The organism is Cryobacterium sp. SO2, from assembly GCF_026151165.2.
Taxonomy (GTDB): Bacteria; Actinomycetota; Actinomycetes; order Actinomycetales; family Microbacteriaceae; genus Cryobacterium.
Map to the genome: position 1 here is coordinate 3,910,104 of NZ_CP117849.1, position 15,972 is coordinate 3,926,075.

The following is a 15,972-nucleotide window of genomic DNA, read 5'->3' on the forward strand; positions in this document are numbered from 1 at the left end:
GACAATCCCAAATACGGAGACTTCATCCCAAGCCGTCAAGCCCGGCTGGCGATGGGCGTTCAGGATTAGAACATGACCGCAAGCAGACCTCGGGCTGCCTCCGGTCGACCAAACACAACAGAACCTAGACATAGGATGTATTCTCTGTCAATCTGTCAGAGGAGGCTGCTGTCGCCTTATTTATCGGCCCGAAGCACGAATAACCTCGGAGGAATGATGCGCGTAACTCGACTCAATTCTGTCGGTCACGAGATTTCCGCGGCATTCGTCGGAGGCCAGGCCCTCGACTTACACCCGCTCACCGGCGCCCTCGTGTCGACGTGGATCACCGCCGAGGCCCTGCCGCGCGACAGGATTGCGGGCTTCACAACCGCCAACGACCCCCAGAGTGGCAGCGGCAGGTGTCCCTCTTCGATGGCCAATCGCCCAAGGGCAAAAGCACACCGGTTCGCTGCCCCACCCGGGACCTGCCTGGCCGCCGCCGCCAACCGCGGGGGTCACCCGAGCCGCGCTGCCAGCGTTGCGCCTGTCACCGATCGCAGCGATCGTGAACACCTCTTCGATTGCCATCGGTGGCGGGATGCGGAGCCTGCGTCTGCGGCCCAACCAGGCAGCGGCCACGCATGAGTGAGGCGACGGCTCCGCCGCCGGTCGCGCTCGTCACGGGAGCCGAGCGCGGCATCGGGAAGGAGTGTGCCCGCCAGCTGCTGGAATGCGGATACACGGTGATTCTCGGATGCTACGACCTCTCTGAGGCCGCTATCACGGCGCGAGAGCTCTCGCCGCTCGGCACGGTGCATGTCGTCGCGCTGGACGTGGCCGACGATGACAGCATCGCGGCGGCCATGGAGGCCGTCGCCGACATCACTCCCGTGATCGACGCACTCGTCAACAACGCCGGCGTCACCGCCCTCGGATCAGCCCGAGACGTGACCCGGGCGCAACTACACTCCCTCTTCGATGTGAACGCCTTCGGCGCCGCCTTGCTGACGCGCGCCGCCCTCCCGCTTTTGGCCCGCGCCTCGTCGCCACGGATCGTGAACGTATCCAGCGGCGGCGGGTCGCTGACTCGCGCCGCCGCCTTCGCGGCCGCCGGCGGTCCCGGGGCGGCCATCCTCGCCTATGCCTCGTCCAAGGCCGCACTGAACATGATCACGGTCCAGACCCGCCTCACGCTCGATTCCGATCCTGCGCTTCGTCACATCAAGATCAACTCCGTGGGACCGGGCACTACCGCCACTCAGGTGAGCGGATTCGTGGGACAGCATCCGAGCGATGGAGCGCGCGTGCTTGTGCTGATGGCCACGCTCGACGACGACGGGCCGACCGGCGGTTTTTTCGAGTGGGAAGGACCGGTCGAGTGGTAGATGAGCCGTATTCGGCGACCCGGGAGTCGCTCGCTCGGCACCGGGTACCGCCGTGGTGGCAGGACGCAAAATTCGGGGTTCTCATCACATGGGGTCCGTACGCCGTGCCGGCCTTCGCCGAGCCGACCGACTCTTTCTTCGCGTTCTCGGAGTGGTATTGGTTCTTTCAGCAGCTCGCTCCCGGTGAACTTCACGATGCGTTGCCACAGCAGGCGTCCGACGGTGGTCGCTCCCCCGACGGCCTGCATCGCGACTACCATCGTGATGCCTTCGGGGCCAACGTCACCTATGACGACCTTCTCGACCGCTGGCGGGCAGAGAAGTGGGATCCTCAGGATTGGATCGATCTGATCGAACGCAGCGGAGCGGGTTACTTTGTGCTCGTCGCAAAGCACCACGACGGTGTTGCCTTGTGGCCGACTGCGACATCCGGGCGCAACAGCGTCGACCTCGGGCCGCGACGCGACGTCGTCGGCGAGTTAATGCGGGCCGCCGAAGCCTCACCGCTTCACACCGGACTCTTCTACGCCATGGCGGAATGGTTCAACCCCGCCCCGCACCCCAGGGTGATGGCCGACCAGAACGATCCCCTCTTCGATCTCGCCTTCAACCGGCAGCGGCGCGCCGCCGACCGTGACACGGGTGAATCGGTCGGCTATCGCGGCTACCGTCCTGTCTCCGACTACGCCCGTGGTCACGTCGTGCCCCAGATCGAGGAACTGATCCACGACTACGAGCCTTCTATTCTGTGGTTCGATCTGCCGGGCGACTCAGAATATTACAAAGCGGATCGACTCATCGCCGATTTCTACAACAGCGCAGAGGAGAGGGAAACAGACGGAGTCCTGGTCAACGACCGGGCCTCCGCCGACGCGCACGGCGACTTCCACTCCTATGAATACGGATTGCATCCGCGCGACACTTCAGGAGAGCGTCCTTTCGAGGCCTGCCGCAGCATCGGCACCTCATTCGGCTACAACGCCCGGGAGGAGGACGACGACTACGCGAGTAGTGCGGAACTGATCGAAACGCTCGTGGAAGTCGTGGCAGACGGCGGCAATCTGCTTCTGAACATCGGCCCGCGCGCCGACGGAACGATCGACCCGAGGCAGAGCGACCGGCTGCGCGAGATCGGTCGCTGGCTCGAGACAAACGGCGTCGCGATCCGCGGGAGCCGCCCATGGCCGGGAGCACCCAAAGGGCCAATCCGGTTCACGGTGGGCGCCGACGGATGCCTTTACGGCTTCCTTCCCGCGCAGGCAATGGACTCGAAAACAATCGATCTGCCGGTGCGGATCATTGCCGGAACGACGGTGGAGTACCTCGATTCTCCGCCCCTGAACTGGGAACGGCGGGACCACGGAACGCGAGTGAGCGTGGCGGCGGCAAGCCAATCGGATGCCGTACCGGGCGCCCCCCGGGTAATCCGGCTCGGCCTCGCCACCGACGCGCTAGGCACACCATCACAGAGGTGACACACGCCGTGACTCGATTACGCCTTCCGACGATCACAACCCAGGCCGATTGCTGGGGAACTCCGGACGGCATGCCGTACGCCTGGTGGCTGACGCTCGCGGTCGACGCCGAGCACCTCGACCGCGCGCAGCTGACCGCGGCGCTCGGACTGGTGGTCAATCGGCATGAATCACTGCGGGTTGTGCCGGTTCCCGGAGCGCGCGGTCGCGAGCAATACCTGCTCGATACCGCCGACGTGCCCGTGTACGTTATGGACATCGCCACCGACCCTTCTTGGCGCGAAGTCGACGGAAGGCCGTGGCCTAGCGAGCGTCCCCGCTGGGTAGCGGGGCTCGTCGAGGCTCCGTTGCGCAAGCTCGTGCTCAAGGTCTGTCACAGCGTCAGCGATCAGCTAGGTCTGCTGCTGCTGGCCTCCGACCTCACCCACGCCATCCGTAGCATCGCGTACGGCCGCCCCCTAAGCTGGCGACTGCCAGCGAGCTTCGTGCGGATAGCCCTCGATGAGGGCAGTCCTGCGGGGCAGGCTCGGCTGCAGCGCAACAACAAATTCGTCGCCGAGGCCTTCGCGCCCGGCTGGGTGCAGAAACCGATGCGCCCTCGCGGCGGCGAACGGAGACTAATACAGGTCGGCATCGCAATCTCCGAGCAGAGCCACCGCCGGTTCATTGCGGCGGCACGCGAGATCGGAGTTCCGTGGCAGAGCCTTATACGAGCCGCCTTCGTCAAGGCCGACCAGCTCGTCCAGGCCAGCGGGAACGTGCGCTTGCAGAGTCTCGAGCACAATCGCAACGACGAGCAACGCCGGCGCTGCGTCGCAAATTTCGCCTCATACCTCCCCGTCCTCATCAATGGCGCACATGCCCTAGCACTCGCCCCGAAGGACTGGGCGCGACAGCTCGACTCGCAACTTCAGGCCGCGTCAGCATGCTGGCCCGTCTCCGACCTCACGCTCGCGGACTCCGGTCTCGGCGTGGAGGATTCCCTTCGCGACGGCGACGGGGTACCTATATATGCTCCACACCTGGAGGTCGACACGTCCTCATCAACCCTTCATACTCCCACGATCATTCCGGGACACGGCGATCGGGTCGGAACGATCGGCTCAATCAGCACGCTCTGGCGAGCCACCGAACTCGTGCTGTACCGCCGGCCGGGCGAGATAGTGCTTGAGCTCTCGGACGACACGCGCCGGCGCAGCCCGGACGCCCTGCGATTACTCGCCACCTGCCTGCTGGGGGTTATCCACGACTACGCGGCGATCACCGGGCACCCGGCCTCCCGAGTGCTGGCCGATGCAAGCGCCCTCCGATGCACCGTTGGACCTCGTCCGCAACTGGATTGGCCGGGCGACGAGCTGATCGCCCTGATGCCAGAGCCCACTGAGGTCTAGAGCAACTCGGCGAGCGAGCGCAGGTGGTCGAGGTCGCGCAGATCCGGTAGCTGAAGGTAGAAGCGGGTGATGCCCTGCTCCCCCAGTCTGGCGAGTGCGGACCGGGCCTCGTCGACCGTGCCGATGATCGCGCCCAGATCAAGACCCAAATCAAGGCCTGCTCGGCCTGCCCGGTCGGAGAGCTCGGCGCGGGTCCGCCCGACGCACGCAAGGTGCGCGGCTGAAAACACGAGTGTGTCGAGATCTCGCCCCTCAGCGGCGCAAGTCTCTCGCAGGCGTCCGCGAACGGTCTCGGGTGTGCCCGGACGCGGGAACTCGAGGTTGAACTCCGCGGCCCATCGCGCCGCGAGGCGCAACCCTCGCGGCTTGCCCTTCCCTCCCACGATTATGGGTGGCGGCGTCTGCACGGCCCTCGGCAGGGCAGGGCAATCCTCCAGACGGTAGTGAGCGCCCTCGAAGCTGAACGTCTCGCCGACCGGGGTACGCCAGAACCGGGAGAGGATCTCCAGCTGCTCCTCCAGCCGGTCAAAACGAGTGACGACGTCGGGGAACGGGATGCCGTACGCCCGGTGCTCGCGCTCGAACCAGCCGGCGCCCAACCCTAGTTCGATCCGGCCGCCAGACAGCGAGTCAACCTGCGACACCTGCACAGCCAGCGGACCGGGTAGCCGGAACGTTGCCGCTGTGACGAGGGTGCCTAGGCGGATGCGGGAGGTCTCGCGGGCCAGCGCCGCCAGGCTCACCCATGCGTCAGAGGTCTCGGGCATAGCCTCCCCGCCACCGAGGCCGAGAGGAAGAAAGTGGTCGGTGCGGAAGAACCCACCGAAACCCAGCTCTTCGGCAAGTACGGCGGCGGCCCGCTGGTCGTCGAAGCCCGCTCCCTCCTGAGGTTCTATAAGGATGCGGAGATCCATTGTTCAGCTCCTCGCTTTCACGGGTGCGCGGCGAAGTTCCGCCGCGATGGAATCAGCGTCGAGACCGGCCGCGGCCACGGCGTCGGCCCAGCTCCCGTACCCGGCCACGTAGCGGTCCGGCAGGCCCAGGCGTACCACCCGGGGTACTGGCATCCACGATCCACTCGCGTCCGTACCCGCGCCCCCGTCCGCGAGGATTTCGAGAACGGCCGACCCTAGCCCGCCATCGCGTAGGTGCTCCTCCACAGTCATAACCAGCGGCACAGCCCCCACGATCGCGCGCACGGAGTCCGGGTCAAGGGGCTTGATCGTGTGCACGTGGTGCACAGCGACCGAGAGCCCCTCGTCGGCCAATCGCTCTGCCGCCTCCACGGCGCCTGGGGTCAGCGCCCCGGTCGAGAGAATCGCGACGTCGCAGCCCTCGCGCAAAGTGACCGGAACCCCGATTCGCGGCGCTAGATTCGTCTCCGGCACGGCGTAGTCCGGCCGAGGTACCCGGATGTAGGCGAAGCGCTTCGTGCGCAACGCCTCCTCTAGAAGCACTGCGGCTTCCGCCATCGAACCGGGCGATATGAGCGTCACCCCAGGGATAGTGCGCAAAAGTGCGAAGTCGTCGACGGCGCAGTGGGTGGGGCCGAAGAAGTGGTAAGCCACCCCCGGTCCTGTGCCCAGGAGCACGACTGGGAGGCCGTGCAAGCCGATGTCGATATGCACCTGCTCGAAGCAGCGGCGGGTAAGGAAGGTAGCGATCGTCGACACCACCGGTTGTGCACCTTCCAGCGCCATCCCCGCGGCCATACCGATCAGGTGTTGTTCCTGGATGCCCTCCATCATGAACTGCTCCGGCAGCTCGGTCCGCATTTCGGCGAGGAGCGTGGGGTTGAGGTCGGATCCCACGAACACGATAGATGGATCCTCGCGGGCGAGCCTGTGCACGACGTCCCAGAGGCTCTCGGCGGTCATCGGACCGCCTCGGACGGCTCCGGCTCCAGGCCGGATCGGGCGGACAGGGATTCCCACATTGACGCGATCTCCTCTTCGGTGAAGCCCATCCGATAGTGCCAGGTGGGAGTGTTCTCGGCCACAGCGAGCCCGCGGCCCTTGGTGGTGGCGCAGACCACGGCGAGCGGACCCTTGCCCTTGTCCGGTGCGGTCAGCGCAGCCTCGAGTGCTACCGGATCGTGACCGTCGACCTCACGTACGAGGCATCCGAACGCCGCGAGCATTTCGACGAGCGGACCGGTGTCGAGGATGTCGGAGGTACGTCCGGCCGACTGGAGTCCGTTGCGGTCGACGATCACGGCAAGGTTCGTGAGGCCATGGTGTCGCGCAGACAGCAGTGCCTCCCATACCGAACCCTCCCCGAGCTCACCGTCTCCGAGCACCACGAAAACTCGGCTCGCCGACCTCCGACGGCGAAGTTCGATGGCCATGCCGACTCCGACGGAGAGGCCGTGGCCGAGGGATCCGGTGGAGAACTCCACCCCGGGAACCTGGCCGCTTTCAGGATGACCGCCAAGCATCGCGAAACGCTTCCCCACCCGGCTGATTTCGCCTACATCGAAGTAACGGTGGTCAGCCAGCAGTACATATTGCGAGAGGCAGCCGTGCCCCTTACTCAGGATGATCCGGTCCCGGCCTGCCCAGAGCGGCTCGGAGGGACGATGGGCGGCGACCGAGTCGTAGAGCACCCGCATGATCTCCATACTGGAGAACGAGGCTCCGACGTGGCCTCCGCCCACGTCGATCAGTGCCTTGAGGGCAATCCGTCGAAGCGCCAGGGAGCGTTCATCGAGGTGAGCGTGCGAAATCATGGCTTTCCTTTCATAAGGTTGGGCGCGAAGTCGAGCAGCTCGATGCGGAAGGCGTCGAGGAGTTCCCGAGCCGCGCCGGAGGTCAGCATGTCTTCGCGGTAGCTCAGCCCAATCAAAAAGGCCTCGTTGGTGAACCGCGTCGAGGCATCGATGGTGTAGCCACGCCGGTCCCGGCTGTGGCTCGCCGGCACCGCCGTGACCCGGAGTCCCGCCCAGCGGAACACGTCCGGCGCGGCCGAGCCGTCCGCGAAGACGGCTCCCGGTCCCCGTTCGGAATCCGGTGCCGGTTCGGATTCCGGTGCCGGTTCCGGGTTGACGTGCAGCACAAGAATGGCGCGGTCCTCCGGAAGGATCCAGTCATCGTGGCGGTGCACCCGCGCGATGCGGTCGATCGGATGGAAAGCCTGGGCCATAGACTCCGCCACAACGGCGGTGACCCGGCGCACCTCTTGCTCGCTGCGCACCTCGGGAACCGGTGAGATTCGTGCAAGGGTGATCCCCGCGACGGAGCCGACGGTCGTGGCGACGTTCGGCAAGCTTCGGTTCGAGGTGTACCAGTAGATGGTTGCGTCTGGAACCCCAGTAACGCGTGCGGCCGCGCGGGCCAGGCTGAAGACGGCCAGGGCGTGCAACGTGGTGCCGAGCTCGGCGGCGCGCTCTCTCAGTCGGTGGCCCGCGTCACGGCCGGCCACGTGTAGCAGAAGGACGTCTTCGCCCAGAGGGTCGCTCGGCGGCGCGAGCGCGGGATGCGCGAACTCGCGCCACACCGGGCCGTCACCGATCTGTGCGAGCCAGTGCCGTTCGGCTTCCCGGCCGCGCGCGCTCTCGCACCATGAGGCCTCTAAGGCCGCGAACTCGACGCCCTCAACGTCGGCGTGCAAGGATGCGGGCTCGATCTCGGATCCCGACGGAGCGGTGAGGCCCGTGACCCTTCGCGAGTATTCCCGGGCGAGGCCGGCGACGACAAGGTCCCAGGAGACCGCATCAGACACGATGTGCTCGAGCACGATCCAGAGCTGGTGGCGATCCGGTGCGAACGACACGAGCACGAATCGGCCGAGCCGTCCGCTGTCCAGTGCGAACGGGCGGCGAACGGCTGCGGCGATCTCGACGGCCGGCATTCCGGTGGCATCGATCCGCTCCAGGCCGAAAATCTCGGGGCTCACGCGTTGCCGCATCGTTCCCGCCCGCCAGTCGAAAACAGTGCGCAGGGCACCGGTTCCGCGGACCAGATCCTCGACGGTCTCAGCGAGCGCCGGCACGTCGATCAGTCCGGCGATCTCGAGGCCCGCCCCTACGATCTCAGCCTCGCCGCGGAACATTGCCCGGCCGGTCGCCTCCGACAGCCGGAGCCGCTCCAGTCGCGCCGCCTGATTCTCGCTGACCGTCCGCCACTCGGCGGGGTCACTGCGCGGCGGAAGCTCCACCGCGAGAGTGCGATCCTCTCCCTGTTCCACCAGCGCCTTAGCCATCTGCGCGGGGCTGGCGTTCTGGAAAACGTCAGTGAAGGTGATTGAGCGACCCGTGGCCTCCGAGGCGGCGCGGGCGAAGATCTCAGCGTGCATAGAGGTTCCTCCGGCTGAAAATAGCGAGGTTTCGGCATCGAGGTTGTCGGTCGCCAGAACCAACCGGAGCACGGATGTCAGGGCGTGCTCGAGCTCCGACTGCGCAGCCCCACTCAACGTGCGACCGCCTCAGTCGCGGCGAGCCAGGCATCGCGCGCGGCCGCAATCCGTACCTTGCCACTCGTGGTAACCGGAAGCTCGCCCGGCGCGACGAGTTCGGTGTGGCCGACGATCAGACCGAGCGCTTGGAACACGCGGGACCGGATCTCCCCAGCCATACGTTTTACGTCGCCCTCCTTCGAGGACTCCACGAGGACCACCAATGACTGCCGCGACGGGTCTCGATCGTCGACAAAAGCAGCTATGCGCCCGGCACGCACCCCAGCGACACCTGCGCAAGCCTCGGTGATGTCCTGCTGAAAACAGTTGACACCGTTGACGACCACGACGTCGTCGTGACGGCCCAAAACAAAGACGTGCCCCTCGAGCACGAAACCGAGATCACCAGTGCGGATCCCACCCTCCGGCGACCGCGGGATCGGTGCGGAGTAATAATGCTCGGCCACCTGCGGACCCGAGACCTCTAGCTCTCCAACCCGACCGTCCTGACTTCCTCCGCGGTCGTCCCCGTCCGCGACCCGCACCACCGTGCCGGACACCGGCATCCCACTGGAGACGAGCTCGTGACTGCCGCTGTCGCGAACGACCCGATTGCCGACAATAAGCTGCTCACGGTCGACCCGGACGCGCATTGGGCGGCTGCTTGGAGTCGTCGCAGTCACGGTGAGCGTTGCCTCCGCCATGCCATACGAGGGGCAAAACGTCTCCGGAGCGAATCTCGCCGCGCGGGTCAGCTCCACGAACGCGTCGAAAGTGGAGGGCCGCACGAGCTCGCCGGCGTCCCGCGCGACCCGCCACCGGGAAAGGTCCAGCCCGATGAGATCGGCTGGCGTGAGCCGCCTGGCGCAGTAAGCATAGGCGAAGTCCGGAGCGCTCGAAAGGGTTCCGCCGTAACGGCTGATAGCGCGCAGCCAGCGCAGAGGATCAGCGACGAAGTCCGTCGGCTGCTGAAGCACCGTGGTGTAGCCAGCGAATAGCGGGCGCATCACGGCCGTGACCAAGCCCATGTCGTGATACAGCGGAACCCAGCTCACAACGACGTCGTCGGCCCGGTCTCCGTAGACCTCAGCCGCCTGGCGGCAGTTGGCCTGAATCATCCGGTTCGTGACAACCACCCCGCGGGGGGTTCTCGTGGAGCCGGAGGTGTACTGGAGCAAGGCCGCTTGCGACGAAGGCACTCGACGCGCCGCGTCGTGTCCGGCGGCGGCTTGGGCCCCACATAGTTCGACGATCGGCACGGCCCGTAGCCCGGCGACTGCTGGGAATGCCCTCCGCCGCTCGGCGAGTTCGTCGGCTTCGATCAGCAAGACTGGTGCACAGTCCGACCAGACACCGGACAGCCGTGACACGTAGGAGCTGTCGCGTCGTCCGCCGGGCGTGGGCAGCACCACGGCCACGGCACCCTCGGCGAGGATCGCCAGGAACGAGGCGATCAGTTCGACTCCGTTCGGCAGAGAGAGCGCCACCCGGTCGCCCGCCCGGATGTTGCGTGTCAGCAACCCGCCGCGTATGCGCGCCGTGAGCTTGGACAGGTCGGTCCAGGAGTGCGACACCGAGCCGTCGGGAGCGTCTACGATTACCGCCGCTTCGTTCGGGGTGCGCTCGGCGTGACGGATCATCCAGTCGAAGAGTGTGCCGCTCATACGGAAGTCTTCCTTTCGTTAGTCGTTGCGGGGTGCTGGGGATCGGCCCTTACATCGATGGGCGCTGCTGCCGTAGGCTTCCATCGACCACTGGCACCGATCCGAGGAGTGACGCGATGACGCCCACCGACCCGCAGCAGGACGAGGCTACGATGTTGCATCTCTGGAGCGAAGTACTGCAGATATCGTCCGTCGGGCTGGACGACGATCTGATCGACATCGGCGGCGACTCCCTGACCGCGATGACCCTGCTGTCGAAGATCACGGCGGAGTTCGGCGTGGAACTGGAACTCTGGGACTTGCTTGACGCAGGCACCCCGAGACGCCTGCTCGACGTCGTGCACGCCGCCGCCGAGGACCGATCCCGGATCTAGCTGGCGCTCAGCCATCAGCCGTCACCAGGTCACGCAGAATGGTGGTGCGGAGTTTTCCCGCCTCGCTTCGCTGCAAGCTCGACACCAACCGGATGTCGGCCGGTACCTCGCGCGGAGCGAGCTCGGTCATGCAGTGGAATAGCAGCGATGTGCGGAAATCTCCCTCACGGCTGGGCACCACGAGCGCAACTAGCCGCTGGCCGAGCACCAGATCGGGCACGGCCACCACCGCGGCATCCAGGACGCTGTCGTGGCGCAGCAGTGTGGCAACGACAGCCTCGAGGCGCACGTTCTCGCCGCCCACGATCACCTGGTCGTCACGGCGCCCTTCGAGGTAGAGATAGCCCTCCTCGTCTAGGCGGCCCATGTCGTAAACCGTGCGGAAGCCGTCGCGGCTGTTCAGCACGGGCCCACGAGCGTTGGCTGCGCTGGCGATCGTGCGCATGTAGACGGTTCCGACCTCACCAGGTGCCAGCGGTCCCGATCCATCGTCGGCATAGATTCGTATCCGGGTGAAAAACCCGCGTCCGACTGTGCCGGGCCGGGTCAGCCACTCGTCGGCTCGGCATAAGGTCACTCCGATCGACTCGGTGGCGGCGTACATCTCGTGCAACCGCTCGTGGCCGAGGGCTTCCATCCAGGTCTCCCGTGTTCGCGGGGCGCAAGGGCCAGCTGTGTGGAGCACGCCAACAAGCGCTTCGAGCGCTCCCGGATGCTCAACTAGAAGCGGGGCGAGCAACTGCAGGTGGCTAGGGGTGAGCTGGGTCCATTGCACGCGGTGGCGTTCAAGCGCCGCCAGCACGACATGCGGATTGAAGACCTGCGGCGTCACGATCTTAATGCCACCCAGAAGGGCTTCGACGAGGTGCGTTAGCGGAGCGGCGTGGTACCAGCCACCCGCCACCAGGTGCGTCTGCCCGGCCCTCCAGCCTGTCTGCTGTAGCAGCAGCGGCGCCCCGCGGCGCGGATCCCAACTCGGCCGACCGTGCCTCACCACGACCTTGGGATCGCCCGAGGTCCCCCCAGTGAACAGCACGATCCCTCCTGCGGGAGAGGGCTTAGCGGTGAGGGCCTCAGATCCTTCGGGAGAGGCCAACCATTCGCCGCGGAACCAGACGTCGCATCCGGTCTCGTCGGCCACCCTCTGCGCGAGTGCAGTCAGGGAGCGGGCTGCCATCGACGGCTCGATCAGTAGGAGCAGGCTCCCGCTGCGGAGCACCCCCAGCAGCTCGATTAGGGTGCGGGCGTCGTTGGACGCGGTGACCATGACAACGGTGGCCGCACCGTGCGCCTCTGCGACCTCCTGCGCGACAGCGAGCGATCCGTCTTCAAGCTCGCGCCGGCTTAAGGTCTCCTCACGGCCGGTCGGGTCAACGCCGACGAAGGAGAGGCGGTTGGGATCTTGCTCCGCCAGCTCGGTGATCCGCTGGTCGATGTCCATCGTCCGTCCCTTATCAGCGTACGACCGTCAAGCGCACGAGCTCGGCGATGCGATCGACGTCGGAAACCGTGATCCGCTCGTTCCACCAGACGACGATGGCGCGCTCGATGAACCCGTTCATGCCCGGGAAATGCACCGTATCGTCGCGGGCCTTATCGGCATAGCCGATCGCATCCTGACCTACGAGCCGGCGGGGGTATCGTTGGAAGAGCGTCTTCTCGAACAACGGAAGGTGCAGGTAGCACGGCACGACGACAGCACGACGCCGCGAAAACTCGTCGGCCATTGGGTCGCGCACGCCCGGGAGGACCTCAGGATCCACGCTGAGCAGGTACTTCCAGTAGGTCTGTACCTCGCCGGCAGAGTTAGACGGGCAGATCACGCCTTCGACACCGGCGAGCTGCTCCGATAGTAAATCGGCGTGGGAGATCCGGATCTCGATCGAAGCGTCCAGCTTGCCCAGCTGCGCCACAGCGATCGCCGCCTGCACCTCACTCATGCGCGCGTTCATGCCGAGGATCGGATGATCTGCCGAGCGGGATCGGGTGCGGGCGGCGACGCCCTTATTTACCCAAGAGCGCAGCCGGCGTGCGAGCTCAGGATCATCGGTAATGGCCAGGCCGCCCTCACCTGCGGAGATGTGTTTGGTCTGCTGCGTGCTGAAGGTGCCGATGGCCCCGAAGGTACCTACGAAACGGCCCGCATGCCGGGCATCGTAAGCCTGAGCGCAATCCTCTACCACCGCCAACCCGTGCTTTTCGGCGATCTGCATGAGCCGGGTCATGTCGCAGGGCTTACCGACCAGATGCGTTATCAGAATGGCCGAGGTGCGCGGTGAGATCGCCCGCTCGACAGATTCGGGATCGATATTGCCAGTGACCGGATCCACGTCAGCGAAGACCGGCACCAGTCCCTCCTGCAGGATCGGCGAGACCCCGCCGATGTCCGACAGCGGAGTGGTGACGACCTCGCTACCGGCCTCCAGGCCCAGCACAGCAAGTGCCCCTTGCAGGGCCGTGGTACCCGAGGAACAGGCTATGGCGTCGCCAACTCCGTAGCGGTCAGCGATCTCGAGCTCGAAGCGGCGGGTGAAGCCGGCATCAGAGGAGATCAGCACGCCGCTGCGGAGTACCTCCGTCACTAGGGCGAGCTCCTCATCGCCGAAGCTATGACCAGAGCCATCCTCCTCGCAGGGGATCCAGCGCTCCACAGCGTTATTCGTCATCGGGGTTATCGTGTCGGTCATTCGAACCGCTCCTTAGCTGCAGTGTGCCGCGCGACGAGGTCCTCGACCTCGTCAATGAGGGTGACCAGGCGAGCGCGCTGGCCGATAAAGTCGCGGCCCGGGGCCGCGGGGGCAAGGATCTCGGTCACACGCGCAGAGAACTCCGTCGGCACGATCGTGAAGGAGTCCGCCATTACGAGATTGTTGCCATCTCCCGGGTAGTAGACCCGGTTGAGCGCCGCGAGCACCTGCAGGATACGGTGCACGAGTGCCGACGTCAGACCGGCGAGGAAGACCACGTCGCCCCGGATGGCTTTGTTCTCGTAGTGGTAGTCGTCGCGCCAGTAAAGCAGCGGGCCGAGGTGGCGACGGATCGTGGCGTCACGCACGGATGCCGGATAGAGTTCGAGCCGGTCGCGCCAGCGCTCCACCAGCCCGTCCTTGTCTACGACGGCCACCTGGCGGGCAAGATCGGTAAGGGGATGGTACCCCCACACCGTCCAGATCAACTCGTCGGGCGCGACTCCACCAGCCAGCCACTGGTCGATCGTCTCGTCGACCTCGGCAATTGTGCGGAACCACAGTTCGTCCAGACGTAAGCCCCGTTCGGCCCAACGCTCGCGCAGCTGTTCCCAGCGCCGCTGCCATCCGCTGTCGTGCACGCCGACGGGGTGCTCGGAGTAGAAGCGGAAATCGACGTCGGAGAGCTCGTCGGAAGTGTTTTTGCTGAGGGATCCGCTGACGGTCAGGGCGAACTGCCCGGTCTTCCCTTCGCACAACAGTGGCAGCAGCTCGGCGGCAGCCTCCCGCACTTCCTCGGCTACCGCGGACGGGGCCAGTCGTTGGTCGGTCATTGCTCACTCCTTTGTGTTCTCGGTTCTTTAGATCGGGCGTTATGTCGCCCATCTAGGGGCGTCGGCAAGCGCGTCTTCACTCGTGCGCCCGCCTCTGCCGTGAGTACGTTGAGGCGTACGAGCCGCCTTGTCGGATCAGTTCGGCGTGATTGCCACGCTCGAGGATGGCGCCGTCCTTCAGCACAACGATGAGATCCGCGTTCATAACCGTGGCGAAGCGGTGGGTGACGGCGATGGTGACTGTGCCGAACTGGCGGCCGAGGGATTGGGCGAATCGCGCGTTGCTCTCGAACATGTCGCGCTCTGCGATCGGATCGAAAGAGGCAGTCGGTTCATCGAGGACGACAAGGAGCGGATCCTTCCTCATGAAACCGCGCGCTAAAGCGATCCGCTGCCACTGTCCTCCCGACAGTTCCGCACCGAGTCCGGGCGCGCCGAGCAGGGTGCGCAGCCCCTGGGGAAGGGTGGTCTCTAGCGGCTGGCCACCCGCCCGTTCTAGAGCCTCACGCACCCGGTTTTCGTCGTGAACGGCCGACAGATCACCTATGCCGACTGCGTCTATCAAAGGCGCAGGAATCCGCAGGAAATCCTGGAAGCAGGCAGATGTACGGATCCGCCAATCGGTCACTGGGATGCGGTCCAACGGCTCCCCATCGATCTCGATCCGGCCCGTCGTTGGCTCGTACAGGCGCAAGAGGAGTTTCACGAGAGTCGTCTTGCCCGATCCATGCGCGCCGACAAGGGCCACGAACGATCCGGCGGGCAGGTGAAGGTCGATCGCGTCCAGCGCCGGACGCTCGGCGCCGGGGTAAGAAAACGACACCCCGTGCAAGGAAATACCCGACCGCAGATTCTCCGGCATCCGGCCCGCGTGCGGCTGTGTACCCTCCGGCCTAGACGACACCACCGAGCGGTGCGCCCTGGCCACCTGACGTCCGCGTACAATTTCGGTCGAACCGTTCACCATCACAACCGCGATGCCCTGCATCTGCAATGCCATCGCGATAATCGGTACCGCATCGGCCGGGCCTGCCTGCTCAGAACCGATGATGGCGGCAAGAATGAGGGCGAATCCAGCGGTGAACAGGAGCCATGCGGCCCCCAGCACAGCCGCGCCTTGTAGCTGCGAGCGAATGCGAATACGCGTGCCGTACTCGTGTTGCCGGCTGTACTCGGAAAGCAGCACGGGAGCAGCTCCGGTAATACGAATCTCGCAGGCCGCAGCCGGATCGAGCAACGTTATCAGCAGCTCTTCGGCGATGCGATCAGCGTCGGCGGCCCGTTCAGAGCCTCGCACACGGGCCCGGAAAGAATACGCGGCGGCCACCATCAGCGGTGCACACAGCGGAATGAGCAGCAGTGCCGTGCCCCCGGCTGCGCCAAGCAGGGGGAAGGTGAGGAGCAGTCCTGCCACGACAGCTATTAGCTGTACGCCCCCCGTGACGGCGCTGCTCACGGCCCACCCCTCAAGGGCCACGCGAATCCGGCTGAGCGTCGCGGCGTCTTCAAAATGGTCGACGCCCGGACGGCGAGACAGGTCGTCAAGTAGACCCGTGGTCAGGCGCAGACCCGCCCGGTCCAGGATCTCGATCCGCAGCAGGTAGCTCTGGTAGAGCGCCTGGGCGAGGACTGCCGTGACGACGGCAGCAGCAGCCGCAGCGACAGCAGCCGTGGCGGCCGTGCCCGATAATGTCTCCCCCACCAGTGCCTTGAGCGAAAGCGCGAGGGCAGGCTGGCCGAGGGCGAGGGCGATCCAGGCCACTCCGAGTCCAGCGACGGCACGCGGGGC

The 15,972-nt window shown here is 65.9% G+C and carries 13 protein-coding genes; 4 read left to right on the top strand and 9 right to left on the bottom strand.

What is annotated here, in order from left to right; genetic code table 11:
* The first annotated feature begins 623 nt into the window (after positions 1-623).
* From BJQ94_RS18425 to BJQ94_RS18435, 3 genes are read left to right on the top strand one after another with little or no spacing between them, the layout of a single operon-like run.
* Complete coding sequence (locus tag BJQ94_RS18425) at positions 624-1,367, top strand: SDR family NAD(P)-dependent oxidoreductase (RefSeq protein ID WP_265399237.1); 744 nt, start codon at positions 624-626, stop codon at positions 1,365-1,367.
* Positions 1,361-2,842, top strand: coding sequence for an alpha-L-fucosidase (locus BJQ94_RS18430; protein ID WP_265399236.1), 1,482 nt, complete (start codon positions 1,361-1,363; stop codon positions 2,840-2,842). Before BJQ94_RS18425 ends, BJQ94_RS18430 begins: the two co-directional genes overlap by 7 nt.
* A complete protein-coding gene (locus BJQ94_RS18435; RefSeq protein ID WP_265399235.1) occupies positions 2,839-4,233 on the top strand; it encodes a hypothetical protein in 1,395 nt (464 codons plus the stop codon). The genes BJQ94_RS18430 and BJQ94_RS18435 overlap by 4 nt, the downstream gene beginning before the upstream one ends.
* Here BJQ94_RS18435 and BJQ94_RS18440 read toward each other — a convergent pair.
* The 5 genes from BJQ94_RS18440 to BJQ94_RS18460 are packed head-to-tail and all read right to left on the bottom strand — an operon-like array spanning position 4,230 to position 10,289.
* Positions 4,230-5,147 (bottom strand): TIGR03560 family F420-dependent LLM class oxidoreductase, encoded by a 918-nt coding sequence (locus BJQ94_RS18440; RefSeq protein ID WP_265399234.1) that lies wholly within the window; start codon positions 5,145-5,147, stop codon positions 4,230-4,232. The two genes, BJQ94_RS18435 and BJQ94_RS18440, sit on opposite strands and share 4 nt — an antisense overlap.
* A 3-nt stretch (positions 5,148-5,150) precedes the next feature.
* Positions 5,151-6,110 carry a transketolase C-terminal domain-containing protein gene (locus tag BJQ94_RS18445; protein ID WP_265399233.1) on the bottom strand — a complete coding sequence of 320 codons (960 nt, stop codon included), beginning with the start codon at positions 6,108-6,110 and terminating at the stop codon, positions 5,151-5,153.
* The gene (locus BJQ94_RS18450) at positions 6,107-6,961 is read right to left on the bottom strand and encodes a transketolase (RefSeq protein ID WP_265399232.1); all 855 of its coding nucleotides are present in this window, start codon (positions 6,959-6,961) and stop codon (positions 6,107-6,109) included. The genes BJQ94_RS18445 and BJQ94_RS18450 overlap by 4 nt, the downstream gene beginning before the upstream one ends.
* Complete coding sequence (locus BJQ94_RS18455; RefSeq protein WP_265399231.1) at positions 6,958-8,598, bottom strand: condensation domain-containing protein; 1,641 nt, start codon at positions 8,596-8,598, stop codon at positions 6,958-6,960. Before BJQ94_RS18455 ends, BJQ94_RS18450 begins: the two co-directional genes overlap by 4 nt.
* 41 nt (positions 8,599-8,639) lie before the next feature.
* The gene (locus tag BJQ94_RS18460; protein ID WP_265399230.1) at positions 8,640-10,289 is read right to left on the bottom strand and encodes an AMP-binding protein; all 1,650 of its coding nucleotides are present in this window, start codon (positions 10,287-10,289) and stop codon (positions 8,640-8,642) included.
* A 116-nt stretch (positions 10,290-10,405) separates the two neighbouring features.
* On the opposite strand from BJQ94_RS18460, the gene BJQ94_RS18465 reads away from it, so the two are divergent.
* The gene (locus tag BJQ94_RS18465) at positions 10,406-10,663 is read left to right on the top strand and encodes a phosphopantetheine-binding protein (protein WP_265399229.1); all 258 of its coding nucleotides are present in this window, start codon (positions 10,406-10,408) and stop codon (positions 10,661-10,663) included.
* Positions 10,664-10,670: 7 nt separating this feature from the next.
* On the opposite strand, the gene BJQ94_RS18470 is transcribed toward BJQ94_RS18465, so the two are convergent.
* From BJQ94_RS18470 to BJQ94_RS18485, 4 genes are all read right to left on the bottom strand, one after another.
* Positions 10,671-12,104: an AMP-binding protein gene (locus BJQ94_RS18470; RefSeq protein WP_265399228.1), complete on the bottom strand. Its 1,434-nt coding sequence runs from the start codon at positions 12,102-12,104 to the stop codon at positions 10,671-10,673.
* A gap of 13 nt (positions 12,105-12,117) precedes the next feature.
* Positions 12,118-13,350 carry a DegT/DnrJ/EryC1/StrS family aminotransferase gene (locus tag BJQ94_RS18475; protein WP_265399227.1) on the bottom strand — a complete coding sequence of 411 codons (1,233 nt, stop codon included), beginning with the start codon at positions 13,348-13,350 and terminating at the stop codon, positions 12,118-12,120.
* The gene (locus tag BJQ94_RS18480) at positions 13,347-14,183 is read right to left on the bottom strand and encodes a DUF4037 domain-containing protein (RefSeq protein ID WP_265399226.1); all 837 of its coding nucleotides are present in this window, start codon (positions 14,181-14,183) and stop codon (positions 13,347-13,349) included. Before BJQ94_RS18480 ends, BJQ94_RS18475 begins: the two co-directional genes overlap by 4 nt.
* 76 nt (positions 14,184-14,259) lie before the next feature.
* Complete coding sequence (locus BJQ94_RS18485) at positions 14,260-15,945, bottom strand: ABC transporter ATP-binding protein (RefSeq protein ID WP_265399225.1); 1,686 nt, start codon at positions 15,943-15,945, stop codon at positions 14,260-14,262.
* Positions 15,946-15,972: the final 27 nt, after the last annotated feature.